The sequence below is a fragment of the Bradyrhizobium sp. BR 10261 genome (assembly GCF_019455395.1).
GTDB classification, from domain to species: domain Bacteria; phylum Pseudomonadota; class Alphaproteobacteria; order Rhizobiales; family Xanthobacteraceae; genus Bradyrhizobium; species Bradyrhizobium manausense.
On sequence record NZ_JACOFQ010000012.1, the window covers coordinates 67,111 to 93,529 of the forward strand.

The following is a 26,419-nucleotide window of genomic DNA, read 5'->3' on the forward strand; positions in this document are numbered from 1 at the left end:
GCGCGGATTCGCGGCCGCGACCACCACCGCGGCGGGCATGCCTGCCCTCAGCTTCCGTACCACTACGTGAGTCCCGCTGACGCAATCCCGGTCCCGAAAAATATACCTGCCCTGTGAACAGCGGGATGAAGGGTCCGGATCATCGCGGGATGCAAATTTTTTCGGTTGGGAATCCCTGAGGACTCACTGATACTTGCCTCCACAACAGGCGCGGGCTTGCCCCTGTTATCCCCCGCAATCCACCATATTTAGTATTTGATTCAGGAACTCGCACTAGTTCTTGACGGGCGCTTTGGAGAGTCCTAGCTTTCGGACCGTTCGGCGCGAGTGAGTTTGCGTCCCGCCGGCACTCCCCCAAAGGGTCCGCACAACTGCACTCCGCCAAGCCAGACGAAGGCAGCGGGATGAGGGCTTGTCTGCCCTCGGAAGGCGGATTTTTCGGGCGCCAGAACGGGCCGGCAACAGGCTCGGATGGCAGATTTCACGCTCGGGCCAGGTGGCACATGTGTGAAGTGAGACGAAGTGAAGTTGTGGGGCGTTTGAACGCATGTCGGGCTCATCCCTTTGGGGCGGATGGGCCTGGGCATGCCGGCGGATGATCGGTGCGCGCATCGAGGAGTCACGTCGGGAGAAACTGGGCCGGATCCACCGGCTGAACTGCGGTGCCCAAGGGCCGATGAGGCCCTGAAGGAAACGCGAAATGAAATGTCGAGCCGGACGCCTTCAACGAGAGGCGGATCCGGCTCAAGATTAAGGACGGGGCAAGACCATGCGGATTGAGCGGCGCCACACCATCTCGGGACAATCACCTTATGCGGGAATCGAATTCCGCCTCACCACCTCGGAGATCAGGAATCCCGACGGCTCGGTCGTGTTCAAAATGGACGGCGTTGAGGTCCCGGCCGCATGGTCGCAGGTCGCCTCCGACGTGCTCGCCCAGAAATATTTCCGCAAAGCCGGCGTTGCCGCGCGCCTGAAGAAGGTCGAGGAGGAATCCGTCCCCTCCTTCCTGTGGCGCTCCGTGCCCGACACCGAGGCGCTGGCGGCTCTCCCCGAGAAGGAGCGCTATGTCAGCGAGCTCTCGTCAAAGCAGGTGTTCGACCGCCTCGCCGGCTGCTGGACCTATTGGGGCTGGAAGGGCGGCTATTTCTCCTCCGACGAGGACGCCCAGGCCTTCTACGACGAGCTCCGCTACATGCTCGCCATGCAGATGGTCGCGCCGAACTCGCCGCAATGGTTCAACACCGGTCTGCACTGGGCCTATGGCATCGACGGCCCCGGCCAGGGCCATTACTACGTCGACCCCTTCACGGCTAAGCTGACCAAGTCCAAGTCGGCCTATGAGCATCCGCAGCCGCACGCCTGCTTCATCCAGGGCGTCGGTGACGACCTCGTCAACGAAGGCGGCATCATGGACCTCTGGGTCCGCGAAGCCCGCCTGTTCAAATACGGCTCCGGCACCGGCTCCAACTTCTCCCGCCTGCGCGGCGAAGGCGAGAAGCTGTCCGGTGGCGGCCGCTCGTCCGGCCTGATGAGCTTCCTCAAGATCGGTGACCGCGCCGCCGGCGCCATCAAGAGCGGCGGCACGACGCGCAGAGCCGCCAAGATGGTCGTCGTCGACGTCGATCACCCCGATATCGAGACCTATATCGACTGGAAGGTGAAGGAGGAGCAGAAGGTTGCTGCGCTGGTCACCGGCTCCAAGATCAACCAGAAGCACCTCAAGGCGGTGCTGAAGGCCTGCGTCAACTGCGAAGGCTCGGGCGACGATTGCTTCGACCCCGAGAAGAACCCGGCGCTCCGCCGCGAGATCAAATTGGCTCGCCGCAGCCTCGTGCCTGACAATTACATCAAGCGCGTCATCCAGTTCGCCAAGCAAGGCTACAAGGACATCCAGTTCGACACCTACGACACCGACTGGGATAGCGAAGCCTACCTCACGGTGTCAGGCCAGAACTCCAACAACTCGGTCTCGCTGAAGGACGATTTCCTGCGCGCGGTGGAAACCGACGGCGACTGGAATCTGAATGCTCGCACCTCCAGGAAGGTGACGAAGACGCTGAAGGCGCGCGACCTCTGGGAAAAGATCGGCTACGCCGCCTGGGCGTCGGCCGACCCGGGCCTGCACTTCAACACCACCATGAACGACTGGCACACCTGCAAGGCGTCAGGCGACATCCGCGCCTCCAATCCGTGCTCGGAATACATGTTCCTGGACGACACGGCGTGCAACCTGGCCTCCGCCAACCTGCTGACGTTCTACAACACCGAGACCAAGCAGTTCGACGTGAAGGGCTACGAGCATCTCTGCCAGCTCTGGACCATCGTGCTCGAAATCTCCGTGATGATGGCGCAGTTCCCGTCGAAGGCGATCGCCGAGCTCTCCTACGAGTTCCGCACGCTCGGCCTCGGCTACGCCAATATCGGCGGCCTGCTGATGACCATGGGCCTGTCCTATGACAGCAAGGAAGGCCGTGCGCTCTGCGGCGCGCTGACCGCTGTCATGACCGGTATCACCTACAAGACCTCCGCGGAGATGGCGGCCGAGCTCGGCACCTTCCCCGGCTACAAGAAGAACGCCCAGCACATGCTGCGCGTCATCCGCAACCACCGCCGCGCCGCGCATGGCGAGGCCAGCGGCTATGAGGCGCTCAGCGTCAACCCGGTGCCGCTCGACCACGCCTCCTGCCCGCAACAAGACATCGTCGCCCATGCCAAGGCGGCCTGGGATGCGGCGCTCGAGCTCGGCGAAATCAACGGCTATCGCAACGCCCAGACCACTGTGATCGCGCCCACCGGCACGATCGGCCTGGTCATGGATTGCGACACCACAGGGATCGAACCCGACTTCGCGCTGGTGAAGTTCAAGAAGCTCGCCGGCGGCGGCTACTTCAAGATCATCAACCGAGCGGTGCCCGCGGCGCTGCGCGCGCTCGGCTATCGCGAGAGCGAGATCGCGGAGATCGAAGCCTACGCCGTCGGCCATGGCTCGCTGTCGAATTCGCCCGGCATCAACGCCTCGACGCTGAAGGCTAAGGGCTTCACCGATGAAGCCATCGCCAAGGTCGAAAAGGCGCTGCCGACCGCCTTCGACATCAAGTTCGCCTTCAACAAGTGGACCTTTGGCGAGGACTTCATCCGCGACCAGCTCGGCATCGGCGCCGAGGCGATCGCAGCCCCCGGCTTCGACCTGCTCCAGGCCGTCGGCTTCACCAAGCGCGAGATCGAGGCGGCCAACGTCCACATCTGCGGCGCGATGACGGTGGAAGGTGCCCCGCACCTCAAGGCCGAGCACTATCCGGTGTTCGACTGCGCCAATCCCTGCGGCAAGATCGGCAAGCGCTATCTGTCGGTCGAGAGCCACATCCGCATGATGGCGGCGGCCCAGCCCTTCATCTCGGGTGCGATCTCCAAGACCATCAACATGCCGAACGACGCCACGGTGGAGGACTGCAAGTCCGCCTACATGCTGTCGTGGAAGCTCGCATTGAAAGCCAACGCGCTCTATCGCGACGGCTCCAAGCTCTCCCAGCCGCTCAACTCGCAGCTCATCAGCGATGACGAGGACGAGGACGATGCGGTCGACCATCTCTACGAGAAGCCGATGGCGGCGCGCGCCGCCCAGGTCTCGGAGAAGATCGTCGAGAAGCTGGTCGAGCGCATCATCGTGATGCGCGAGCGCGAGAAGATGCCTGATCGCCGCAAGGGCTACACCCAGAAGGCGGTTGTCGGCGGCCACAAGGTGTACTTGCGCACCGGCGAATATGACGACGGCCGCCTCGGCGAGATCTTCATCGACATGCACAAGGAAGGCGCCGCGCTCCGCTCCTTCATCAACAATTTTGCGATCGCGGTCTCCCTCGGTCTGCAATACGGCGTGCCGCTCGATGAATATGTCGACGCCTTCACCTTCACCCGCTTCGAGCCGGCGGGCCCCGTGCAGGGCAACGACAGCATCAAATACGCGACTTCGATCCTCGACTACGTCTTCCGCGAGCTCGCGGTGAGCTATCTCAGCCGCTTCGACCTCGCCCATGTCGATCCCAACGAGACCGGCTTTGACGCGCTCGGCAAGGGCGTCGAGGAAGGCAAGGAGCCGGACGAGGACGGCGGTCACCACGCCACCAAGCTGGTCTCGCGCGGCCTCACCCGCTCGCGGACCGACAACTTGGTCGTGATGCGCGGCGGCAGCGCCGCGATCGCCCAAGGCAACGACAGCGCTCCGTCAGGCGGCAGCAAGATCACGGCGCTGGCCCACGGCGCCTCCCGCGTCGGCGACGCCATCGAAGGCGCCGTCGCCCTGAAGCAGGAAGCCAGCCACGACCTCTCGCCCACCGAGAAGCTCGAGGCCCTGCAATGGAGCAAGGCCGGCAGCGCCGCGACCGCCGCCCCGACGAAGGCCGAGCGCCGAGCAGAAGCCAAGGCGAAGGGCTATGAGGGCGAGATGTGCTCAGAGTGCGGCAACTTCACGCTGGTGCGGAATGGGACCTGCATGAAGTGCGATACTTGCGGAAGCACGACGGGGTGTTCGTGAGCTTTCGATACGACGACGTAAGGAGATAGGACCACAGAACTGCGACCCCAAACGAAACTGCCTTCGCAAAGCAGCCATTCGAATGGATACGTCGCATCCCGAGACCCGACCCGCCGCCAAAGTCTGGTAGATCTGAGCTTCCAGAGATATAGCGGCGCCCCTCGGGGCGGCTCGGGGCTACCGACGACGGTTCTAGAACGTCAGAGGTGGGCCGATGCACCCGTGAACGACGGCTTATTCGTTCGATGGGACGTGAGACGCAACCCTAACGGATTGCGCCGGCGTGATCCGAGGGCTTTCCAATGCGAAAACCTCAGATCATCATCGAAGTCAGGGTGAATGTTGCGCTGTGCCTCTTCGGAGTCGCAGCGATCATCAAAGCCCTGACGTAAAGATAGGGCAGAAGTCCATTCGTGGACTTCTGCTTCTTTATTTTGACTTCTCTTTGAGTTCTGACACGCGAAGCAACACTTGCGCTACCGCAGTGAAATCGATCGGCTTCGCAGGGACCAATCTGACCTACCTGCTGCGGGCGCCTTCATTCGAATTGACGCCAAGGTTGCACCATCCTCTTATCGACTCACTGATTGTGTCAACTCCGGGGAAGAATGAGTAAGAATAGAAAAAAGCGACCACGCTTAAGTCGCGCGGTTCATCAGGCCCCTCCTAACAGAGCCTTTGAGCAGCCGCCGCAGCGAACGCGAGACGACAATTTCTCGCTTTTTCACTACACTACTGCTTCAGGCCTGATTGGCATCATTGAGACAAAATCTCTTTGGGCCACACACGCAAGTTTTCTGAACGATACGACGGAATGCCAACTGCTCAGTCGCCTTTTGACACCGCAAATTGAGGCCGACTTCAGAGAGCTCATTCCCAGGTTGATGGAATGCGGTGCCTTTCAGCCAGAAATTCAATACGCCTTGCGAGGCGACGCATTGACAACCGAGGCGGAGAAGGCGACGTCAGCTATCCTAAGGGCTGTTGATCGTAGCTCACCGATTCACATTACGTCGTTCTGCCGACACGCCGTGGGTGCACCGGAGTGTGATCATGGGCTGCTAAGTCAGTGGCGCGGCTACGCCAAAGGGGGCTTTGCAATCGAATTTGATGAAAGCCAACTGGACGACTTAATTCTGGAGGAGACAAACGCCCACTCGTATCAGGGCCTCATAACCAGGCAAGTCGAGTACCACGATCATCCGAAAGCCGCCAAGATCGATCGGTTTGCAGGCTTGGCTGCGGCCGCATTAAGAGTTGCCTTTCGGGAGAGCGCTCCGAATCTAGCTGCGCGGCCGGAAGTCAGCCAGCTTCTTGGGGACCGTGATCTCGAATCGTATATCGAGGCTTTTGTCCAAGCGGTACCGTTTTTGAAGAGCCCCCGCTTCGCCGAAGAGAATGAATACCGCATCGTTGCGCTCCCAACGCGATCGGCGAAACTTGTCGCCAGCACCAACGACAAGCGACCTTGGAAGGAAATCTCCTTCCGCGAGGGATGGGCAGGCAGCATGGTCCCGTTCATACGACTATTCAAGGATCTCAAAAATCCTCTTCCCATCAAGAAGATCATTGTGGGTCCACATCGCGATCAAGAAAATCAGATGCTCGCGGCCGAGATATTGTTGGAGAAACACGGGTTTGATGTTCAGGTCGTTAAATCTGATACGGCTCTTAGATTCTAGCGGGTCACTACGGCGACAGCGCGTAGGGTGGGTTAGCCCGTAGGGCGGGTTAGCACAGCGTAACCCACCTCTTACTTTCCGAGCGGGTCAAAGTTGTGGTGGGTTACGCCTTCGCTAACCCACCCTACGCGCTAAACTCCCGACACCACCTGCGTGAATTCGGACGGGCCCGGTAGAACGGAGTCGAGTGATGCCCAAACCGGAAAGCTTCTCGATCGAGAAGATCTTCGTTCCCACGAAGCAGCCTGTAGGGAGGGTTAGCGCAGCGTAACCCACCTCTTTGCTTTCCGAGCGGATCAAAGCTGGTGGGTAACGCCTTCGGCTGACCCACCCTACGCGCTACAGTTCGCCGTTGGGCCCCGACCCACCTCCGCCCCGCCATAATTTCTCCTTTGCCCGCGCGTTGTGTTGGACGACGGCGAGGCCTATCCTTGCAGCGATCGGACTGCCGCACTCCCATTGACCCGACTGGATGGAGCGCGCATCGGTGCCTGAAGCTGACGACCCCAAGCCTGACAGCGAAAAGCCTGACAGCGAAAAAACTGAGACCCAAAAGCCTGACGCCCCCAAGCCGAACGAGGCGCGTGCCGATGGGCTGGCGCGGGCCTTTGATCAGATCAAGAGCGCGGGGGAAGATCTTGCGCGGCTGGACCGGCTGGTTTCGGGAATGGAACACGACGATCCGCGAGCCTCGCCGGTAAGTGCCGGTGCGAAAGCGGCCGAGACTTCCCAGTACGTGGCTCCCAAGTACGGGGCGACCGACAGCAACGTTCGCGCGCGCGGCCTGAAGGGAGATCGGCCGATGCTGCGTGCTTTGGTTGGCCTCGTGCTCGCGATCGGCATCCTCGGTGCCGCCTTCGCTTCGCAGTATCGCGATGAGGCCAAATCGATCAGCAAGTCGATCGTGGCGCGGTGGGTTCCGCCAGCCACAAGCCAGCCCCAGCAGGCAGCCGCGGTTGAAAGTCCGGCGCAGCCGCCGGCCGTGCTACTGGCTGCTGCGGATCATCCGACTTCGATCCCCGCGCCGCCGGTCGGCAAGGAAACGGAAAGCGCTTCAAGACCTGAAGCTCAAAGTCCTGACGCTTCAAAAACCGGCACCACAGCGCCTGACCAGTCGTCGTCCGATCTCGCGCAATCGCTCAAGACCATCACAGGCGAGCTTGCGAGCATCAATGGAAAGCTCGAGCAACTGAGGAGCCGCAACGAGCAGGCGCTGCGCGAGCAGGCCGACACCATTCAGCAGCTCAAGGCGGCGCAGGAGAAGGACGCGGCTGAAAATGCGCGCCTCGCTGCGCAGGTCCAGGCGCTACAAACGCAGCTGCAAACGCAAGTGACGTCTTCATCCGCATCTGCACCCACGAAACCCGCCATGCGGAGCGTGATGAACAACGAGGCGGCTGCACCTGCACGTCCGCACGTGCAAGCTGCGCCACCCCGGCGGCCGAGGCCTCCGCCGCGAGGACCCTGGATGCCCCCGCCCTATATGGACTACGGCGATCCGTATTGGTGAGCCCGCAGGGCGCGTGATTGCGCACGGCGGCGAGAACGCCGTACAGCCCGGATGTCGCTCACGCTCCACCCGGGCTTTCTGCTCCTCACCCCTCATCATTCGCCACCACATCTCGACGCGCCTGTCGTGCAGCCCGCCTCGCCGCCCTTCTCGTAACCCAGCGCGCGCGAAACTGCTTGGCGGCACGAAAGGTCCGCGGGGCCACGACCTGAAAGGCTATTGAGGCCATCCCGGCGACCACCCCTTTGACGACGTCGAAAGCGAAATCGGGTCCAAAATACTCCCACATGACCCTGCCTCCTTCTCGCGAAGGCTCCGCCGGGCGGACGTGGGCAAATTGCAAATATGAAAAAGCCCCGTCCGTCACCGGCGGGGCCCTCGGGAAAATCTCTGTGCGCTTTGTTCAGCGCACGCGAAATCTCTCGGTACACCCGCTCATGGTGGACTCGATGAACCAGCTGCAAAGCATGGCCGTGCGATAAAAAACGCCCATAGCGATCACCCCAAAATTTCGAAATGCGATGGCGTCAGGTGCGCAATGCCAAATGCGCGCATGAGAGGCCTGTTGGCGGCAGATAAACAGACTGGACGGCCGCCGTCTGTGGCGTAATTCACATCTGCGGTGCGACTTTTTTGCGGCGCGGTTGAACGAAGCGGCTCCCGTCGGCGCGATGCGACACTCTCTCCTATTTCGCAGCCCCAACCGCGTCCATCAGCGGCATATCGCGATGAGATTCGCAGAACCGCGCGAGCTTGTTGCCGTTTCGCTCCACGGCCTGCACGTCGACGACCGGGTTGTTCTGGCGACCCGCGTCGAAGCCGGCCAGCCAGACGTTCACGGTCCGCGTATGGGTGATGCGCTGGGTGAGATATTGATCGCAGCTGATCTTGGAAACATCGATCGTCACCTGGGCATCGGCCTGCGCGACCATCAGGACCACGGTTGGAATTGCGGCGAAGGTCGCTTTTGACAAAAACATGATCTCTCCTCTCGACTGATGCCGCGAGGTTCACGTCCTGTCCCGCCATCGTCTTGATTCAGATCAACGAGCCATCCTTCAGCGAAGCGCGTAGGGTGGGTTAGCCCTGCAGATGCGCGCAGCGCTTCTGCTCGGCGTAACCCACCTCTTTATTCCCCGCAGAGACAGGATTGGTGGGTTACGCCGCGCGATCTGCGCTTCGCGCAATCGCGGGGCTAACCCCACCCTACACGCCGTCACCGCGCACGAAGTTCGCGCGTGCTATTCCTGCAGCCCCGCCTGTCGAAAAGCCTTTGCGACCGCACGTTTCACCTCTACAACTCCCATCCCACCGGACTTGCAACGGAACCGGTCAGACGCGCGGAGGAGAAGCTATGTCCAAGCCGGAAAGCTTCCCGATCGAGAAAATCTTCGTTCCGACGAAACGGAAGAAAGAGATCAAGCCCGAGGTCGTCGCAGAGATCGCGGAAAGCATGTTGGATATCGGGCAGCAGGCCCCGATCTCGGTCCGGAGCGAGGGAGACCGCCTCGTCCTGGTCGAGGGATTGCATCGGCTGGAGGCCTGCAAGGCGCTCGGCGAGACCACCATCCTCGGTGTCGTGGTTCCCCCCGAGCTGGCGCAACACAGAAAGCTGTTGTCCGAACGACCCGAAGTCGAGGCAGAACGCCTCAAGATGGCGCGATTGAAGCAGCTGCGCCTCGAGCGGGAGGCTGCGGAAGCGTCGAAGCGCGTCCATGAAACGGAAGCGCCGCGCGCCCGTCCGACCAACGGCGTCCGGGATACTGCGAAAGCACCCAGCCGGACTGCGAAATCACCACCGAAAACATTGTCGGACTGGATCACGCAGCAAAAGAGCAGCGGCGGCCGCTATTGATGGCCGGCCGCTCTTGTCAGCCAATCCATCCGGTGCCGTAGGGTGGGCAAAGGCGCAAAGCGCCGTGCCCACGGTCTCTCGGTTACAAGCAGTTCGTGGGCACGCGGAGCCTGTCATCGGGCGCGCATTCGCGCGACCCGGTTGCTTTGCCCACCCTACGAGACTGTTCGCGCGGCGGCCTACCACCAATATGGCCAGCGCCACCCCTCGTAGCGAACATAGGACGGCACAAACGGCGGGCCGTAAGGATCGACCTTGTCGTCTTCGGGCCGGTAGCGATAGCGTGGCACGACATTGTAATCCCACGGCGTCGGCCGTAGCACAGGCGCCGTGACAACGAGCCGCTCCTGCGGAACGACGACGACCTTCCGCGTGCGGGCTTCAGCAGCAGGCGACCCGAGCAGCACCAGGGACGTTCCGAGTGCACAGGCGACAGTCTTGATTTTCATGCGTTGGCCTCCGTTGCGGCAAGAGTGCGCAAGGACGCCAGCCAAGGCAAGTCAATTCATCGCGGCTGAACGAAGTGCCGTAGGGTTGGAAGGCGCCCTTGCGCCGTACCCACGATCTCTCTCCGTCACATCAAGTGCGTGGGCACGCGTCCGCCTACGCTCTGCGAGCTCAGGCGGACGCTTTGCCCACCCTACGACAGCTCGACTAGCTCCTTTTCCCCTAAGCCGCGCGCGTTTGCGGGCTGGCATTGATCTCCTTCAGGCACGGATCGCTCTCATGGATCGCGAGAATGTTGATGCCGAGCGTCATCAGCTGGTAGCCGACGTCCACGAGCCATTGCTCGAGCTGCCTCAGATCCGTCTTGATCTTCTCGATCAGCAGAATCGGGCGATAGGCCCTGATGGTCTCGCGCGCCCCGGCGAGCGCCTCCATCTCCATGCCCTCGATGTCGATCTTGATGAAATCGACCCGCGGCAAATTGAGCTCGTCCAGCGTCATCTTGCGCACGAGGACCGTGTTATCGGTGTAGTCGATCTGCTGACCGATGAATTCATTGCTGGGGCGCGGGCGCAGCTCCAGGCTGCCGAAGCTCGACGGCGTGAAATAGTTCGGGTTCGGCACCTGCATCGTGCCTGCCTCCGACGACACGGCCGCATGCACCGCCAGCGCATTGAAGCAGTTGTTGATGGCGATGTTGCCGGCCAGCGCGTAGTAGATCCGCTCCTGCGCCTCGATCGCGATCACCGAGCCCCAGCCGGTCATCGCTGATGCCCATTCGATCGTGTGCACGCCGATATTGGCGCCGCAGTCGATGGCGATGAGGCCGTCGCCATGGTGCTTGCGCCGTAAGGCCAGAAGCTCCAGCGCGATCTTGACCTCGCCGGGATCGAACGCCGCCGCTTCCAGGATCTGATAGCCGACGCCGTAACCGCGGTCAGGCCCGACCATGCGGTAGTCGAACCGGTTGACGATCATGGTGCCGTGGTTGGACGAGGCCATGACAAAGGCCAGCTTTTGCCCCGCGATCGGCATTGCAGAATCTCCTCAAGATGAGTGCGGATGCCGTTATCGCAAGGCCGGCTTATGCGAGGCTTGCCCCGATAGCAGTTGCGGGCGTAGTGCCGTAGGGTGGGCAAAGGCGCAACGCGCCGTGCCCACCATCTCTCTCGGTCACATCAGATGCGTGGGCACGCTTCCGCTTTGCCCACCCTACGAAACCGCCAGGAATCGCCTCATGACAGTCCTTCGCATCTCCGCCTTCTCCGACGGTATCAAGGGCGGCAATCCCGCCGGCGTCTGGATCGGCGATGCCCTGCCCGATGCGGCTGACATGCAGGCGATCGCGGCCGAAATCGGCTTCTCCGAGACGGCCTTTGCCGCGCCGGAAGGCGAAGCCTGGCGCGTCCGCTATTTCTCGCCTGACATGGAGGTGCCGTTCTGCGGCCACGCCACCATCGCGCTCGGCGCCGCGCTTGCCCATCGCTTCGGTGACCGGACGTTCGAATTGCATCTGAATGCTTCAGTCATCTCCGTGTCGGGCCGGCGCGACGGCAACACCATCGCGGCCGCGCTGCAATCGCCGCCGACGCGCAGCGCGCCGCTCGATCCCGGCTTGCGCGATGAACTGCTCGACCTGTTCGGCTACGCAAGTTCCGATCTCGACCCAAAGCTTCCGCCGGCAAAAATCCACGGCGGCGCCGATCATGCCCTGCTGGCGTTGCGATCGCGCCAAGCGCTGGCGCGCATGGCCTATGATTTCGAGCGCGGCCGCGCGCTGATGGCGCGGGAAGGCCTCATCACCATCGCGCTGGTGACCGTGGAGACGCCGCGCCTGTTCCACGTGCGCAATGCCTTTGCCGTCGGCGGCGTGGTCGAAGATCCCGCCACGGGCGCGGCCGCCGCCGCGTTCGCCGGCTATCTGCGCGACATCGGCTGGCCGCATGGCGGCGCCATCGACATCATCCAGGGCGAAGACATGGGCGCGCGCTCGCGGATCCGCGCCGAGATCGGCCCGTCCAAAGGCAGCTCGATCCGGGTGTCCGGCACGGCGCGGTTCATGGAGGGCTGATAGAAAAGTTCTCCGCGACCCGGCGCGTCAATTGCGTTTCAGGCTCAAGATATACTCGGAGAGCACGTCGGCCTGATCGGGCGCGATCACCAGGTTCGGCATGTCGTGATGGCTGGTGCGCCAGAACACCTTGAGCGAAAGCGCGGTGGTGCCGTGACGGTCGGCGACGGCCTGGAAGCTCGGCGCCAGGTCGAAGAACCCGGACATGTCAGGCTCGATGGCGTGGCACGTCTGGCACCAGGCCTGCGCCAGGCGATGTCCTTCGGCAACTTTGCGCGGGGAAAGGGCGGATGCGCCAGCCGCGGTGTGGACGACGCCAAGGAGAAACAGCACCGACAAAGCGATCAGGACGGCAAGACCAACGTAAATTCGAACGCTGCGCGACATCGCTCCGGCCTCGCCTTCGCTGCGGTGATTTCATCAGCGTAAGGCGGCCCGCGCGCAGGACATTTGATCTGCCTCAACTGGTGATCTGCCTCAGCTGGCCGGGGCCATGCCCGCAGGAAGAGATGGGCTGCGCGCAATCCGGGCTACCGGGCGCCGCGCCGTCGCACCTGCCCATTCTGCCATCCTACGCCTGTTTTGCCCGACGGATCAACAAATATTCTGCATTACCGAAATCGGAAAAGTCGCAGTCGTTTCTACTGTGCATGGGGTTGTTTTCGCGAAAATTGACCTGCATCAAGACATCAGACCCGATTCCCCGCCAAGAGCCTGCCCATGACCTCCTCGACACACTGCCCCGCCTGCCGCTCCGAACACGCCTATCAGGATCGCGATCTCTGGATCTGCCCGGAGTGCGGCCATGAATGGAGCGCGCTTCCCGGCGCCACCGCGGATGCGCCTGTCGAGGCCGGCGTGCGCGACGCCCATGGCAATGTTCTGGCCGATGGCGACAGCGTCATCGTGATGAAGGACCTCAAGGTCAAGGGCTCGTCCTCGGTCGTCAAGGGCGGCACCAAGGTCCGCAACATCCGTCTGCAGGACGCCACCGACGGCCACAACATCGCCTGCAAGATCGACGGCATCGGCGCCATGAACCTGAAGTCGGAGTTCGTGAAGAAGGCCTGAGGCGGAGCCCGCCCCGCCCCGCTGCCGTTCTCGGCCGGCGGATTTGATGCTAAGCTCCGCCCGCCTGGCGGAGGAGCGCATCATGACAATCTTTCGACGAATCCTGCTGACATCTGCGGCACAAGTGCTGCTGCTTGGCGCGGTCACCGCAGCCAACGCCGATGGCCTCTGCGGTCCCGGCTGCCACACCAGCATGTTCGGCGCCTGCGTCGTCGATGGCTGGGAGACCGGCGCGCGGGTCCGGAATGAATGTCCTGTCACGACGCGCCCACGCCCGCCCTGCGGCGGACCGGACTATGTCTGGAGCCCGCGCAAGCAGGCCTGCTTTCCCCGGGTGAAAGACTGGCTCTGACGCGCCTGTCGTCGACTTGCGCTCAGAAGAAGCCGGGGCTGAGATCGAGCCCGTAGCTCAGGCTGAGCACGAACACGAACAGCGCGGCGGCTGCGAACATCGCGAGATGCCGGACAATGAACTCACGCGGCGAGGTGGCGGCAACAACGACTTTCTGCGCAACGGGCATGACGGCTCCATTATGAAAAAAGATTCTTGGCCGCCAATATGCGGCGCGCGCATCAAGCGCCGCGATCAGCAAAACAACTATTAAGCAGATCACACTCGTTTTGAACCGCGGTACACAAGTCGCGCGCGACCAGACATTTTTGCGCGGAGGAATTCTCAGTCAGCGCATCGAGACGCAACGTCAGGCGAAACGGACATGCGATACTGCCGAGGCGGTAACGCCTGCTTCAACGTCGCCCTCCCCGGTTTTCCCGCCCCCGGCGCCACGGGAACCTCGGGGAACCCGAGTTGCATTTGCGCAACACCGGCTTGAAAAGCCTGATTTGGGAGATTTGGGCCATTGCGCTGCCACATCATCTCTCAAACAATTGACCGCCGCCTACTTGGCTATGCAATCTGGTTCGTTCGCGAACCTCGGAGGCAGGGATCATGAATGATCGGCAGTCTCTTCTCGTGGCTGTTGCGTGCCCCTCGGCCGTGATGGTTGGCTGGCTGGCGCTCTCCCTTTCTGCTTATGCGCCCGCCTTGATCGAGAACAGTGGCGCCAATGCAGCCGCCGTTGTTCACGCGAAAGATCTCACCCGCCTCGAGCTTGCTGACATCCCGCGTGCCGCAACGATCGACGATGGTATCGCGCTGACCGCCGACATCGCCGCGGCTGCCACACCGCGCCTGGCGATCGTCGAACCGCCACCGCCCGAAGCACCCGCCCCCGCCGTCCAACTCGCCTCGGCCGATCCGACCGAGGTCTTGCCTGCAGCCTCGCCCGCGCCGCAGATCGCGCCCGAACCAGCCCCCCTCGCGAACGAAGCTGCGGCCGTCATCAACGAAACTGCGGCCGTCACCAACGATGCCGCGTCCGCCGCGAATGAGGTTGCACCCGCGGCCGAGCCCGCAATCAAGGTCGCCTCCGCCGATCCCGGCGACGTCGTGCCGCAAGAGACGCTGTCGCCCGCCGCGATCGCGAGCGGGCCCGTGGCCGAGAGCAAGGCCTCGCCGTCTGCCGACACGGTGGCCGTGCTCGACGAATGCTTCTCGATGGACGCCTGCATCGACCGCTATCTCTGGGCGCTTTACCAGCGCACGCCGAAGGAAGACTCGATCAAGGTCGAGGACCGCCGTGCCGTCACCATCAAGCGCAGGGGCAAGATGGTCACCGTGATGCGCAGCTTCACGAAGCTCGTCGACGAGGATTTTACCTGGAAGGATCCGAAGGCGGCCGAGCACGCCAAGATGCCGCTGATGGATTACGTCATCGGCGGCATGGACAAGAGCTTCAAGCAGAAGCTGTTCCGCATGCTACTTGCTGCGGAAGCTGCCGGTCTGTCGCCCGGGATCACCAGCGCGTTCCGTGACGATTACCGCCAGGAGATTGCGAGCGGCCTGAAGGCGGCGTCCAATCGCTCCTATCATGGCGGCAGCCTTCGCGGTGGCTACGGCCACGGCCTCGCAGCAGACATCGTCAGCACCAAGGGCAACAACCGCGCCCAGCGTTGGGCCTCGACGGAAGTGCTGTGGAAATGGGTCGACGCCAACGGCAAGGCGCTCGGCATCGGTCGGCCCTATCTCGACCACGATCCGCCGCATGTCGGCCCGATCGATGGCCCGGAATATATCTCCAAGCGCGGCATCGCCACCGACCGCAAGGAAGCCGCCAACACCAAATCGAAAAAGGCGCGCGTTGTGGCGAGCGCCAAGCGCTCCAAGGCGCAGGCTGCACGCGAGCAGAGGGCTGCTGCAAAACCGCAAAAATCGGCGCAGTCGGCCGGGAAGCGGACGACTTGATCCGGATCTTAAGTGCCTGATGCGGGCAGCGGCACGAGACGCATCTCCGCCGATCCTGCCGCTTGCGTACGAACGAGCACGGCAAAAATAGTTTCGACCGCAAGCCGCACCGCCGCCTCGATCGCCCTGCCCTTGGCAAGATGCGCCGCGATCAGGCCGGTCAGGAGATCGCCGGTGCCATAGGGACGGATCGGCAGGCGCGGCGTCGCAAAGCGCGACAATTGCCCGTCGGCACACAGGATCGTCTCCACCTGCCCCGCTTGCGTGTCCGCCAGCGTGCAGCCGGTGACGACGACGTCGATCCGGCGTTGCCCCGCAAGCGCCGCCGCTGCGGCGCGCAGGCCCTCGGTATCAGCAATCTTGACGCCGGAGAGCAGCTCAAGCTCGAACTGGTTTGGCGTGATCAGGTGCGCCGCCGGCACCAGGCGGTGCTGTACCACATCCAGGATTCCGTCGGCCACATAAACGCGATCGTCGTCGCCGATCACGGGATCGCAGAGATAGACCAGCCTGGAATTGCGCGCCAGCGCCCGCTCGACGAAATCGGCGACGACGACGGCATTGTCGGGTGAGCCGAGATAGCCGGTGACGAGCACGGCGGGCTCATCGACCAGGCCTCGTTCCTCGACGCCCCTCAGCAGATCGGCGACCAGCTCTGCGTCGAGTACCCGTCCGCGCAAGGTCGGGTAACGCGGATGGTTCGAGAGCAGCGTCGTTGGCACCGCGGCGACGTTCACGCCCTCGGCCTGCATGGCGTGAACCGCCGCGCTGTTGCCGACATGGCCGTGGACGACCTGGCTTTGAATCGAAATGACGAGCATGCAAGAGCTCCGTAAGATCAAAAGCCTGAGGTGGCAAGTGCACCCACGGATGTCAGGAATGACCTCCGCGGTGCGCCAGCTCGTTGAGGTAGGCGCAGAACATGTCGGCCAGCCCGTCGGCGTGACGGATGATCTCCGCCTCACTGCGCGATGTCTCCGAGAAGCGTTTGCCAACCTCAGCCAGCGTCGTCTTGATCAGCTCCCCGGCGAGCTCGCGCGTTGCCTCCGGCGCGTTTGGCAGCGCGTCGCGCATGAAGGCCGCGACGATGCCCTTGCCCGCCGCGCGCGCTTCCTGCGCCTCGGGCGCATCGCGATAGAGTGGCGCGGCATCGCTGAGCGCGCCGCGGATCGCGGCCTCCTCGCATTCCGAGCGAATGAAGGCATGCACCAGCGCGCGCAGCCGCGCCGGTGGCGGCCTCGTCCCATCAGCCAAAATGCCGCGCAGAAGCTCGCTCGTGCTGCGCCATTCGTCGCTCTGCAGGCGGAACAGGATCGCCGCCTTGTTGGGAAAATATTGATAGAGCGAGCCAACGCTCACCCCGGCCCTGTCAGCCACCCGCGCGGTGGTGAAGCGCTGTGCGCCCTCCTTCGCCAGAACCTGAACCGCGGCATCGAGAATCGCCGCAACGAGCTCGTTGGAGCGCGCCTGTTGCGGCTGTTTTCGTGAGGAAACTGAATGGCTTCGACGATCGGCCATAACGCTCCCAGGGGAATGCGAATAGGAAATGCGATGCATTAGTCGTATTTCAGTTCGCACGCAAGCACGCGCTCTGCCCTGAACCTGGAGATACCAAATGACCACCCCGACAATCATATCGCTGGCACCGCTGCTGGATCGTCTGTTCGACCAGGACGAAGCAGCGCGCGGCGACCTGCGAACCGCCTTCGCCGATGTGACTGACGCCGAACGCGTCAAGATGATGCGAAGCAAGACGGGTTACCGCGACCTCTACGCCCGCCTGAAGGACGCACCACTCGCCGTCTCGCGCGAGACGGGCAGCCTGCTGTACATGCTGGCGCGCAGCGCGCGCGCCAGGACGATCGTCGAATTCGGCACCTCGTTCGGCATCTCGGCCCTGCATTTGGCCGCAGCCTTGCGCGACAATGGTGGCGGACGCCTCATCACCAGCGAATTCGAACCATCCAAGGCCACGCGGGCTCGCGACAATCTCAGCGACGGCGGGCTGATTGATCTGGTCGAAATCCGCGAAGGCGATGCGCTGAAGACGCTGAGCGTCGATCTACCCGATCAGATCGATCTCGTGCTGCTCGACGGCGCCAAGGCGCTCTATCCAGAAATCCTCGATCTGGTCGAGAATCGCTTGAGGCCGGGCGCGATCATCGTGGCCGACAATGCCGACGACAGCCCCGACTACTTGGCGCGCGTGCGCGCGCCCGGCAGCGGCTACATGTCCACGCCCTTCGCAGCGGATGTCGAGCTCTCCGTCCGGATCATTTAGAACCGCATCGAACATATCGCGCATCCCGGCGCCGCCGTACGATTCGTCGCGCGGCGGCTTGGTGTTGTCAGCCGCGGCCCTTCAGATTTCGCTTTGTCGCAGGCTCGTCATTCACACGTGATAGCTGCTCTCGACACAAAAGCCATGTTGCGCGTGCTGAACATACCTATCGCGCGGTATCTTTCCCGCGCACGCTCGAGATCGCAATGACGTCCGCTTTCACCTCCTATGCCGCGCTTGCCCTCGCCATCGTGTTCGAAGTGACGGCATCGGCCTTTTTGCAGCAGTCCGCGCAGTTCACGCGGTCGTGGCCGACACTGGCAATGGTGCTGTTCTACGTCGCCTCGTTCTACGCGCTGTCGGTCGCGATCCGAGTGATCCCCCTGAGCGTCGCCTATGCGATCTGGGGTGGGGTCGGCATCATCCTGACCGCCACCGTCTCGTTCGTGCTGTTCCGCCAGATGCTGGACGCTGCAGCCTTCGTCGGCATCGCCCTGATCGTCTCAGGCGTCGTCGTCATCAACCTGTTCTCCCAGACCACGGCGCATTGATGCCGGCGAATCTAAATGGTGAAACAACCCGCCCTTGGTGACGCCGGCGGCGGACAGACCCGCATCAACGCCGATCTGCGCGCCGTGTACGACCGCCTGATCGCACAGACCTATCGGCGCCGGTAGTCAGGCGGCTATTGGCCCTGCACAGCAGGCTTGGGCGGACGCGGTTTGGATTTTGCTGACTTGGATCCGGGCTTCGCCGCAGGGCCCGGAGGCGGCGTGTCGACTGATACCAGATAGGCCGCGAGCGCCTTCGCCGTATCCGGGCCGGCCGAATAATGATCTTGAAGGAACCAGGACAGCGTCAGGGTGTAGCGCCCCTTGGCAAGCCCGCGGGGGCTGCGATGGCAGTTCGCGCAGCCGTCGGCGAAGAGCTTCTCGGGCGATTTGCCAGCGTCGAGATTTTGCGCGGAGACAAACGGCGTCATCAGCACCGCGGCAGCCACGGCAAAGATTCCAAGAATCATCAGAGGCGCGATGACCTCGCGCCCCGGTCGAAATAGCAATCTCAATGTCGTCCCCAGCCCGTGCTGTGGTCAAGCCGCCAGCAATCGATCGAACTCCGGCGGAGCGTAGGCCTTGCCGTCCTGATCGGTGATGACGACGCGCCACCCTTCGCTTGCCCAAACCTTCGCCTTCGCCACAATGAGCAATCGGCTCTCGCGGGCAAAACTGTACTTCTCATTCTCGCGTTCTGCGATCATTTTATAGGCCAATGTGCATCCCCTAGCGTTGCCCGCACCCGATCTCGTCGTGGCAGCCGCCTTTGGCGGCATTTCGCCGGGAGCGTGGCAATTTGGTGCCATCCGCGGCAGCATTGTGAGCCGCCCTGCTCGAGCCGAGCGGAGGCGCCTCGTAATGTGCTGCATCGTGAATGTGATTCTGCCTGCCAGAAGCTGGTTCGAAGGCTCACCTGCGGACGTGCAGGTGCCAAGCCGCCAGCCGGGCTCCGGCCCATCGCCGCCAGGACAGAACCGATAGCAACCCGGGCTCCGCCTTAGTGGATGCGGATCACATGTGGCCGGCCAAGATCAATCAGACCCTGCACAGCCGATAGACGGTCGTCCAGGGCCGCAATGGTGAGCAGCAAATTGTTGCGACGCTCGTCGAGCATACCCATCTGGGCACTGGAGAGTTTTGCGCTCGCCCGTTCCTTGTGGATGCCCTCGAGGGATTCGCGCAAGCCGGCAATCAAGCCGGCCAGTTGCTTGGCCTCTCTCGTCATCGACCGCTTCGCGACACTTTGGCGGCGCGACTCCGCCTGGTTCTGTCTCATCGTCATCATCCTCCCGTAGCCCCGCTGCCCCGAGTGGACGCTTACAGCTTTGAATAGAGATATTACGATCAATGAAATCTGTGGGCGAAGAACTTTCTTAAATTGTACGCGGCCGGAACCCGAGCCCCGCCAAAAAGAAAGCCCGGCACGAAGGCCGGGCTCTCGCTAGCGGATCCTAGTGTTTCTCGTGGCCGCCCGGCGCGCCGCCACCGTGCGGAGCGGGAGCGGCATTGACGTGCGGAGCAGCGCCACCACCGCCGCCGGGATGCGCCATCGCAGGCGCAGGTGCGGCCGCTCGCGGCGCCGGCATCTGCGCGTGCGCATTCATCGGCGCGCCATGGCTGACATTCGGCTGAGCGACGTGCGGCATCGTGGGCCGCGCCGCCGGCGCAGCTCCCACGCGCGGCGCTTCATGTGCAGGAGCCATTTCGTGTGGACGCGACATTTCATGTGGACGCGACATGGGCTGCGCGCGCACTGCGGCACGACTCGCCGCCTGTTCGTGCATCATGCGTGCCTGCGCCTCGTGGCGATTGCGCGCCTGCACGGCGGTGCGCTCATTGACGATACGCTGGCTTCGTTCGGCACGATTCCGGTCGATCCCAACCGCAGCTTCGCGCTTGGCGAGGGTCGCATCATGCCGCGCCGTCACGGCGTCGCGTCCGGAAACCGCGACATTGCCCTTGGCTTGCGCATCGCGGCCGAGCGCGATCGCAGCATCGCGCGTCGCCGCACGGCCGATACGGGCGGCGCGCGGATCGATCGTCATCCGTGTCGCGAAGCGCTCATGCGACGTCCAGTAGCTATCCCAGTAAGCATGGCGGCGATACCAGGGACGTCCCTCGTAGTAGCTCGACCAGTACGAGCTCAGCACGAAGGGAACGACCGGCACGTCGACCTCGTCGGCATAATCAGGAAGATAGACGTAGTGATTGCGATAGAGATATTCGAGATATTGCGACGACACCCAGCCGCGGTCGTCGGAGAAGCTCACGTCACACCAGGCATGGCCGCGCAGGCAACCATGGATGTTGACACGGGCGCCCTCGGGGATGCGATCGACCAGCGGAAAGCCCGCACCCGGACCGGCGCGCAAGCCCGTCGAGACGGTGACGATCCCGGGCGCGGCCAATACGGCGGTCGGGGCAAGCAGCAATGCGGCAACTAAAGCGGTTTTCAGTCTCATGGCGAAGTCCTCCTCTGGGAGGCGGAACGCGCAAGCGGAAGAAAGCGTTCCGCTCCCGGGCGTCGCATCCGCCAAAAGATTGAGATCCGCGCTGGGCGTGGTTCAATATTCATCCGCCATTCATCAGCGGAGCAAAACCTCAGTTCACTTGCAGCATGAAGCCGTCGAAATACGCGGCGAGCCCGGCAAAATCATTGAGCGGCAGCACCTGCGCGACGTACTGGTCCGGCCGCACCACGATCATGCAGCCGGCCTTTCGGTCGATGCCACGCATGGCGAAAATGTCGTGGCCACTCTTGAGGTCAGGACAGAACATCTTTTCGTAATCGAGCAGACCGTAGCGTCCTTTGCGCGGGAGGAGCAGCGCGGGCATTGCCTCGATCGCAAGCTCGCGATGACCTTGCTGAAACACTGCGCGCAGATCGATGACACTGTCGATGTCGGAGCCCACGGGCGTGTATCTCCGGATCGGAGATTCCCGGGACCCCGCGAGAAAATTACACAGGGTATGAATCGCCGACCCCGTCATTGCAGGGTTCTCAGCCGGAGAAAATGCATAGAGGCGGAAGCGGCCATCGGCCTGCGCCGCGTGGCCGAGATGAACGGGCTTGGCGTCCCCGAGCCGAATCACTGGAGCCGAGTGGAAGCGCTTGCCGATGACGAAGCCTTTCGCGAGATGCTGATGCGCGGCCGCGCCGGTGAGGATCGACGGCGCGTAGTGTGTCGCCGTGCCAGCCGTGTAGCGGCCATGCCTGACAAAATAATCCTGCGTCTTCGCCGCATCGCCCCCGCCGGCCTTCGCCGCCGAGGCCAAAATCCCGGCCCATTCACGATCGAAATCAATTAGCTCCTTTGCCACCGCTTGCCGCTCGGCCGAATAGGAATGCAGCAGGCTTGGTGCGCTCTGCTTCCGCAGCACCGCAGCAAGCTTCCAGCCGAGATTGAAGGCGTCCTGCATCGAGACGTTCATGCCTTGCCCTGCCTTCGGACTATGGGTGTGGCAGGCATCGCCGGCAATGAATATGCGCGGCAGCCGCGTCGCGGTCTCGGCGTCCGGTACGTCATCGAACTTGTCGGTCAGGCGCTGGCCGATCTCGTAGACCGACCACCAGGCGATCTCCTTCACGTCGAGCATGTGCGGCTTCAATATCCGCTGCGCCTTCGCAATGACGTCGTCAGCCGTGATGTTGCGGCTTGCGACGCGCTCGCCGACATCGAGTTTTGCCAGCTCGACATAGATGCGAACCATATAACCGCCCTCGCGCGGAATGATGAGAAGGCTGCCGTCCTTCGCCGACTGGATCAGGGTCTTGAAGCGGATATCGGGGAAGTCGGTGACCGCCAGCACATCCATCACGCCCCAGGCGTGGTTGGCGGAATCGCCATGCAGCTCGCGGCCAATCGATCTGCGCACCGTGCTGCGCGCGCCGTCGCAGCCGACGACGTAGCGTGCCTTGATGGTCTCGACCTTGCCTTCGTTCGCCGCATCGCCACGTTCAAGGCGCACGGTCACCGCAGGATCGGCGGGACCTGCGGCCGTATCGACCTGGAGATCGAGCAGGCGCCTGCTGTAATAGGGTTCGAGCTTGGCCCGGGATTTGCGCATGACGTCGAGAAAGCCGTCATGAACGCGCGCCTGGTTGAGGATGACGTGCGGGAATTCCGACAGCCCGTCCTCGACGTCCTGCACACGGCCGCTGCGGACGATCTTCTCGGGGCTGTGCTCGTCCGGCTTCCAGAACGTCGTCTCGTTGACCCAATAGGCTTCCTTGAGCACGCGCTCGCTGAAGCCAAAGGCGTGGAACATCTCCATGGTGCGGCAGGCGATGCCGTCGGCCTGGCCGACGGTGAGCCGGCCCGGCTTCTGCTCGACGATGCAGGTCTTGATATCGGCGAATTGAGCGAGCTGCGCCGCAAGCGTCAGGCCGGCAGGGCCAGAGCCGACGATGAGGACATCGACCTCGCCCGGCACGGCGCCCTCGGCACCTGCAGCCTGCACGCGCTCGGCGGGATCGGCGATTTCGGGGTCGCCCGGCTGGAATCCATTGAGATGGAATTGCATGCACACCTCTCCCGTCGACGACTTGTTCAATATTGATCAGTATACTGACTATCAGTATACTCGTCAATCATCCCCGACCGTCCCTGCCCTCACGGAGAATTCGGTGAAAGACAACAACGACATGCCCGGCCATTTGGCGCGGCGATTTCAGCAGATCGCTGTGGCGGTATTTTTGGCCGAGGTCGGCGAGGCCGGGTTCGACCTCACGCCGGTGCAGTACGCGGCGCTTGCGACTATCAAGGCCAATCCGGGACTCGACCAGGTCACGCTCGCCGGCCTGATTGCCTACGACCGCACCACCATCACCGGCGTCGTCGATCGACTGGTGCAGAAGGGCCTTGTCGAGCGCCGCGCCAGTCCCCGCGACCGCCGCGCCCGCGCGCTGGAGATCACCGACGAGGGCCGGCGCACGCTGCGCAAGATCACGCCGGCGGTTGAATCCGCCCAAGCAATCATGGTGCGCGGCCTCAGCGCCAGGGAAGGACAGGAGCTGATGCGGCTGCTGCGCAAGGCTATCGCCGCCGGCAATGAGCTTAGCCGCGCCCCGTTGCGTGAGATCGATCTCAAGGCGTGACCAGTTCCCAGAATACGTAGATGCCGCAGAGCGGCGAAACCTGGAACTAACTTTCAGCTGCTACCGTCGCTGCCAATTCGGCGCTTAACGCGCGATTAACATTGCCGTTTGGAGTTTCGGATGTCCAGGTTCGTCATTGCGACCGCAATCATCGTGCTGTCCGCCGGCCATGCGCTCGCGAACGGGCACGGCGGCGGCGAAGCCCCTCCTCCGCCGAAGCCCGAGGCGACGACGGCGCCCGCGAGGGTGGTCCTGACCAAGCAGGGCCCCAAGCTCGTCGATCTCAAGGGGATGACGCTCTACACTTACGAGCGCGACACCAACGGCAAGACGTCGAACTGCAACGGCAAGTGCACCGAAAACTGGGTGCCGCTCGCTGCCACCGCCGAAGCCAAGCCCATCGGCGATTTCACCGTGATCGATCGTGCAGACGGCAGCAAGATGTGGGCGTACCGCTATCGCCCGCTCTACACGTCACCGGCCGACAAGGCGCCGGGCGATGCCAACGGCAACGCCACGACGCTGCAATGGCGCGTCGCGCGGCCTGACAATTAAGGCGCGAACGGCGCGCGCTCGCCAGCGTTCGGCGCGCCCGCAAGCTTGGCGTGAGCCGTGGCATCGACCGCGGCGTAATTCACCTCGGGCGTCCAGTTCAACGCCGCGTAAAGCACCAGGCCGGCCAGGATCGATCCGTAGAAACCGAGCGTGGCCCAACGCCACTTGCGCACGATACGGCGATCGTTCTCGTCAAATTGCTCAATGAAATTTTGCATGATGCCTCCAATGGCAACGAGCCAAGGAGGCATAGCGCAACTGCAGCAAAACGCCTGTGAAGCAATTCACCTTTGCGGCAGTCACGTCTCTGGCGGCCATCAAGCTTCGGTGATGCCGAGCGACGTGACAGGTCAGATGGGTTGCCTCATCCGCGCCAGCTCGGCCCCGACTGGATCTGCGCGCTCTGGCCTGGCGGCAGTACCACGACGGTCGCGTTGAGCTTCACCCGGTCGAACAGATCGATCACGTCCTCGTTGCGCATCCGGATACAGCCCGACGAGATCGCCTGCCCGATATATTCCGGCTGGTTCGTGCCGTGGATGCGATAGAGCGTGTCCTTGTTGCCGACATAGAGATAGATGCCACGCGCACCCAGCGGATTGGCGGGACCGCCAGGCACGCGGGCCGGATAGGGCCCTAATCGCGCCTGGATCTCGGGGGTCGGCACCCAGTCCGGCCATTCCGCCAGCCGGCCGACGCGCGCCACGCCCGAGAAGGCCATCGCCTCCTCGCCGACCGCGACGCCATAGCGGATCGCCTTGCCGTCAGGCAGCACGTAGTAGAGGTAGCGCGCATCGGTATCGACCAGGATGGTGCCCGGCTGCTCCTTGCGCGGATAATCGACGATGTGACGGAGATACTGCTCGGGCACGTTTGCCTGGGCGTAAGGCGTGTGCGCGAGCAACTGACGGTCGCGCGCGGTCATGCTCGCATCCGTCGATGGCGAGAGAGTCGTCTGCATGCAGCCGCCAAGCGGCAGCAGCGCAATGGCGAACAAAACGAGGAGAGATCTTGGCACCGCCGGCCCCCAATTAGCGGATAGCAGCACCCCCAGCATGCTCAGATGCTGCCCAAATCGTGCTGAAAACAAGGCAACGCGGAACAATTAGCCGTGTTCCGCATATCAAGGTTCCATCCCCACATCTGGCAGCGGACGGTCGCGATGTCTCCATCGCCTCGCCTTGCTTTGGTCAAACCCGGCTGGACTCGTGGGGCCCGGGAGCTTGGATGGGCTCATGCAACAGATCGGCTCGCGCCAATGCGGACGACCAAGGGGTCAAAGGAGCTGCGATGCTCGCGACGTTAAACAGCCGCCAGATCGTCGAAGAGATCGTGAAGGACACGGTCAAGGACAACGATCCGCATGATGCGGTACAGATTTCGCCCGATGTGATCAGGGCCTCGCGCGTGAACAGCGAGGCGCCCACGCTGGCACCGGAGTTCACGGCTCGCCCTGAGCCGAAATTCGCGCTGGAGCGGAAATTGACGATCGAGCCGAAGTTCAGCCCCGTTTCGGAGCCGCCCGCAGTGGCGCCCCAAGCAGCTGCACCTTCGGTCGATACCGCAGTCCGCGTCACCGCATCAGATGATCACATCAGGCCGAAGCGATCGGCGGCAGGCAAATGGCTGCGCGGCGCGTTCGTGACGTTTTTGTTTGCGGGCGGCAGCGCCGCCGCGACCATCGCCTGGGAGAAGCACGGCGACACTGCGACGCAGATGCTCGCCGAATGGACACCGGCCCTGAGGTCGCTGCTCCCTTCGACCTCGCAGACCGCACCGGTCGCAGCCGCGCAGACAGCACCGGTCGCAGCCGCGCAGGCGGCGCCATCCGGCGCGCAGGATCAGGCTGCCGATCAAGCCGCTGCACCGCCAGTCGCGACGGCCGCTGCCGCACCGGCGGCAAGTGCCGCACCCGCAGCAACACCAACCGATGCCGCGTCTTCGGTGGAATCGATGACGCGCGACATCGCCGCGATGGCGCAGCAGATCGAGCAGCTCAAGGCCAACATCGCCGAGTTGAAAGCAGGTCAGGAGCAGATGGTGCGCGAGATGGCGAAGCCGCCTGCGCCCAAGCCGATCGCTGAGGCGAAACCACCGGTCACCTCGCCCGCGCGCGTGTCGGCGCTGCCGCCGCGCGCTCCGGCGCCGATGCCGCCTGTTCGCAAACCGAGGCCCGTGGTAGCGCACACCTACGCGCCGGCTTATGCACCCGCGCCATCAGCACCTCCGCCGCCGCCTTCACAGGCTGCCGCGGTGCCGCCGCCGCCGGTCGCGACGACGCAAGCTGTCGCCGATGACGACGGACCCGTCGTACGTCCGCCGATGCCGCTGCGCTAAAGCATGATCCGGACCCGAAGGGCCGCGCTAGCGCAAAGTGCGAAGCGGTTTTCCCTCGCGACATCAGCGGAACGCGTTTGCGCGGAGATCATGCTCAAACAACAACCTCAAGCGCGATG

27 protein-coding genes are annotated in these 26,419 nt (G+C 63.2%); 13 read left to right on the forward strand and 14 right to left on the reverse strand.

Annotation, left to right across the window (positions count from 1 at the left end):
• The first annotated feature begins 769 nt into the window (after positions 1-769).
• The 3 genes from HYH07_RS16090 to HYH07_RS16100 all read left to right on the forward strand — a co-directional run bounded on the left by HYH07_RS16090 (position 770) and on the right by HYH07_RS16100 (position 7,726).
• Positions 770-4,534 (forward strand): vitamin B12-dependent ribonucleotide reductase, encoded by a 3,765-nt coding sequence (locus tag HYH07_RS16090; protein WP_220003387.1) that lies wholly within the window; start codon positions 770-772, stop codon positions 4,532-4,534.
• A 608-nt stretch (positions 4,535-5,142) separates the two neighbouring features.
• A complete protein-coding gene (locus HYH07_RS16095; protein ID WP_220003388.1) occupies positions 5,143-6,216 on the forward strand; it encodes a DUF2971 domain-containing protein in 1,074 nt (357 codons plus the stop codon).
• A 487-nt stretch (positions 6,217-6,703) separates the two neighbouring features.
• Positions 6,704-7,726 carry a hypothetical protein gene (locus tag HYH07_RS16100; protein ID WP_312016675.1) on the forward strand — a complete coding sequence of 341 codons (1,023 nt, stop codon included), beginning with the start codon at positions 6,704-6,706 and terminating at the stop codon, positions 7,724-7,726.
• A 686-nt stretch (positions 7,727-8,412) separates the two neighbouring features.
• On the opposite strand, the gene HYH07_RS16105 is transcribed toward HYH07_RS16100, so the two are convergent.
• The gene (locus tag HYH07_RS16105) at positions 8,413-8,706 is read right to left on the reverse strand and encodes an HdeA/HdeB family chaperone (RefSeq protein WP_220003390.1); all 294 of its coding nucleotides are present in this window, start codon (positions 8,704-8,706) and stop codon (positions 8,413-8,415) included.
• A gap of 374 nt (positions 8,707-9,080) precedes the next feature.
• Here HYH07_RS16105 and HYH07_RS16110 point away from each other — a divergent pair, with 374 nt between their 5' ends.
• Positions 9,081-9,581 carry a ParB N-terminal domain-containing protein gene (locus tag HYH07_RS16110; protein WP_220003391.1) on the forward strand — a complete coding sequence of 167 codons (501 nt, stop codon included), beginning with the start codon at positions 9,081-9,083 and terminating at the stop codon, positions 9,579-9,581.
• Positions 9,582-9,760: 179 nt separating this feature from the next.
• Here HYH07_RS16110 and HYH07_RS16115 read toward each other — a convergent pair whose 3' ends face one another.
• Together HYH07_RS16115 and HYH07_RS16120 are read right to left on the reverse strand one after the other, a co-directional pair.
• Positions 9,761-10,030 carry a hypothetical protein gene (locus HYH07_RS16115; RefSeq protein ID WP_220003392.1) on the reverse strand — a complete coding sequence of 90 codons (270 nt, stop codon included), beginning with the start codon at positions 10,028-10,030 and terminating at the stop codon, positions 9,761-9,763.
• 220 nt (positions 10,031-10,250) lie between these two features.
• Entirely contained in the window at positions 10,251-11,063 is an 813-nt protein-coding gene (locus tag HYH07_RS16120) for an FkbM family methyltransferase (protein WP_220003393.1), read from the reverse strand.
• 202 nt (positions 11,064-11,265) lie between these two features.
• Here HYH07_RS16120 and HYH07_RS16125 point away from each other — a divergent pair, with 202 nt between their 5' ends.
• Complete coding sequence (locus tag HYH07_RS16125) at positions 11,266-12,099, forward strand: PhzF family phenazine biosynthesis protein (RefSeq protein WP_220003394.1); 834 nt, start codon at positions 11,266-11,268, stop codon at positions 12,097-12,099.
• Between the two features lie 27 nt (positions 12,100-12,126).
• On the opposite strand, the gene HYH07_RS16130 is transcribed toward HYH07_RS16125, so the two are convergent.
• Positions 12,127-12,486 carry a cytochrome c gene (locus tag HYH07_RS16130; protein WP_220003395.1) on the reverse strand — a complete coding sequence of 120 codons (360 nt, stop codon included), beginning with the start codon at positions 12,484-12,486 and terminating at the stop codon, positions 12,127-12,129.
• 333 nt (positions 12,487-12,819) lie between these two features.
• Between HYH07_RS16130 and HYH07_RS16135 the strand changes: the two genes are divergently transcribed.
• Together HYH07_RS16135 and HYH07_RS16140 are read left to right on the forward strand one after the other, a co-directional pair.
• On the forward strand, positions 12,820-13,170 hold the full coding sequence (locus HYH07_RS16135) for a zinc ribbon domain-containing protein YjdM (RefSeq protein ID WP_220003396.1): 351 nt from the start codon (positions 12,820-12,822) through the stop codon (positions 13,168-13,170).
• Positions 13,171-13,252: 82 nt separating this feature from the next.
• Positions 13,253-13,522 (forward strand): hypothetical protein, encoded by a 270-nt coding sequence (locus HYH07_RS16140; protein WP_220003397.1) that lies wholly within the window; start codon positions 13,253-13,255, stop codon positions 13,520-13,522.
• Positions 13,523-13,544: 22 nt separating this feature from the next.
• Here the strand turns inward: HYH07_RS16140 and HYH07_RS16145 are convergent, their stop codons facing one another.
• A complete protein-coding gene (locus HYH07_RS16145) occupies positions 13,545-13,691 on the reverse strand; it encodes a hypothetical protein (RefSeq protein WP_220003398.1) in 147 nt (48 codons plus the stop codon).
• 428 nt (positions 13,692-14,119) lie between these two features.
• Between HYH07_RS16145 and HYH07_RS16150 the strand changes: the two genes are divergently transcribed.
• A complete protein-coding gene (locus tag HYH07_RS16150; protein WP_220003399.1) occupies positions 14,120-15,475 on the forward strand; it encodes a hypothetical protein in 1,356 nt (451 codons plus the stop codon).
• Positions 15,476-15,483: 8 nt separating this feature from the next.
• Here the strand turns inward: HYH07_RS16150 and pdxY are convergent, their stop codons facing one another.
• Together pdxY and HYH07_RS16160 are read right to left on the reverse strand one after the other, a co-directional pair.
• The gene (pdxY, locus tag HYH07_RS16155; protein ID WP_220003400.1) at positions 15,484-16,296 is read right to left on the reverse strand and encodes a pyridoxal kinase; all 813 of its coding nucleotides are present in this window, start codon (positions 16,294-16,296) and stop codon (positions 15,484-15,486) included.
• Positions 16,297-16,348: 52 nt separating this feature from the next.
• Positions 16,349-16,993 (reverse strand): TetR family transcriptional regulator, encoded by a 645-nt coding sequence (locus tag HYH07_RS16160; RefSeq protein ID WP_220003401.1) that lies wholly within the window; start codon positions 16,991-16,993, stop codon positions 16,349-16,351.
• Positions 16,994-17,090: 97 nt separating this feature from the next.
• Between HYH07_RS16160 and HYH07_RS16165 the strand changes: the two genes are divergently transcribed.
• Positions 17,091-17,756: an O-methyltransferase gene (locus HYH07_RS16165; RefSeq protein ID WP_220003402.1), complete on the forward strand. Its 666-nt coding sequence runs from the start codon at positions 17,091-17,093 to the stop codon at positions 17,754-17,756.
• Between the two features lie 206 nt (positions 17,757-17,962).
• Positions 17,963-18,307, forward strand: a complete 345-nt coding sequence (locus HYH07_RS16170; RefSeq protein WP_220003403.1) for a multidrug efflux SMR transporter — start codon at positions 17,963-17,965, stop codon at positions 18,305-18,307.
• A 134-nt stretch (positions 18,308-18,441) separates the two neighbouring features.
• Here HYH07_RS16170 and HYH07_RS16175 read toward each other — a convergent pair whose 3' ends face one another.
• From HYH07_RS16175 to HYH07_RS16195, 5 genes are all read right to left on the reverse strand, one after another.
• Positions 18,442-18,777, reverse strand: coding sequence for a hypothetical protein (locus tag HYH07_RS16175; RefSeq protein WP_220003404.1), 336 nt, complete (start codon positions 18,775-18,777; stop codon positions 18,442-18,444).
• Positions 18,778-18,846: 69 nt separating this feature from the next.
• Complete coding sequence (locus HYH07_RS16180; protein WP_228749583.1) at positions 18,847-19,128, reverse strand: hypothetical protein; 282 nt, start codon at positions 19,126-19,128, stop codon at positions 18,847-18,849.
• Positions 19,129-19,307: 179 nt separating this feature from the next.
• Positions 19,308-19,586, reverse strand: coding sequence for a hypothetical protein (locus tag HYH07_RS16185; protein ID WP_220003405.1), 279 nt, complete (start codon positions 19,584-19,586; stop codon positions 19,308-19,310).
• 175 nt (positions 19,587-19,761) lie between these two features.
• A complete protein-coding gene (locus HYH07_RS16190; RefSeq protein WP_220003406.1) occupies positions 19,762-20,772 on the reverse strand; it encodes an SH3 domain-containing protein in 1,011 nt (336 codons plus the stop codon).
• A 139-nt stretch (positions 20,773-20,911) separates the two neighbouring features.
• A complete protein-coding gene (locus tag HYH07_RS16195; protein WP_220003407.1) occupies positions 20,912-22,834 on the reverse strand; it encodes an FAD-binding monooxygenase in 1,923 nt (640 codons plus the stop codon).
• 103 nt (positions 22,835-22,937) lie between these two features.
• Here HYH07_RS16195 and HYH07_RS16200 point away from each other — a divergent pair, with 103 nt between their 5' ends.
• Together HYH07_RS16200 and HYH07_RS16205 are read left to right on the forward strand one after the other, a co-directional pair.
• A complete protein-coding gene (locus tag HYH07_RS16200; protein ID WP_220003408.1) occupies positions 22,938-23,408 on the forward strand; it encodes a MarR family winged helix-turn-helix transcriptional regulator in 471 nt (156 codons plus the stop codon).
• 120 nt (positions 23,409-23,528) lie between these two features.
• Positions 23,529-23,963, forward strand: a complete 435-nt coding sequence (locus HYH07_RS16205) for a hypothetical protein (protein ID WP_220003409.1) — start codon at positions 23,529-23,531, stop codon at positions 23,961-23,963.
• Here the strand turns inward: HYH07_RS16205 and HYH07_RS16210 are convergent.
• Both HYH07_RS16210 and HYH07_RS16215 read right to left on the reverse strand, forming a co-directional pair.
• A complete protein-coding gene (locus HYH07_RS16210) occupies positions 23,960-24,181 on the reverse strand; it encodes a hypothetical protein (RefSeq protein WP_220003410.1) in 222 nt (73 codons plus the stop codon). The genes HYH07_RS16205 and HYH07_RS16210 overlap by 4 nt on opposite strands.
• A gap of 146 nt (positions 24,182-24,327) precedes the next feature.
• A complete protein-coding gene (locus tag HYH07_RS16215; protein WP_220003544.1) occupies positions 24,328-24,924 on the reverse strand; it encodes a L,D-transpeptidase in 597 nt (198 codons plus the stop codon).
• Between the two features lie 329 nt (positions 24,925-25,253).
• On the opposite strand from HYH07_RS16215, the gene HYH07_RS16220 reads away from it, so the two are divergent.
• Positions 25,254-26,300: a hypothetical protein gene (locus HYH07_RS16220; RefSeq protein WP_220003412.1), complete on the forward strand. Its 1,047-nt coding sequence runs from the start codon at positions 25,254-25,256 to the stop codon at positions 26,298-26,300.
• Positions 26,301-26,419 lie beyond the last annotated feature (119 nt).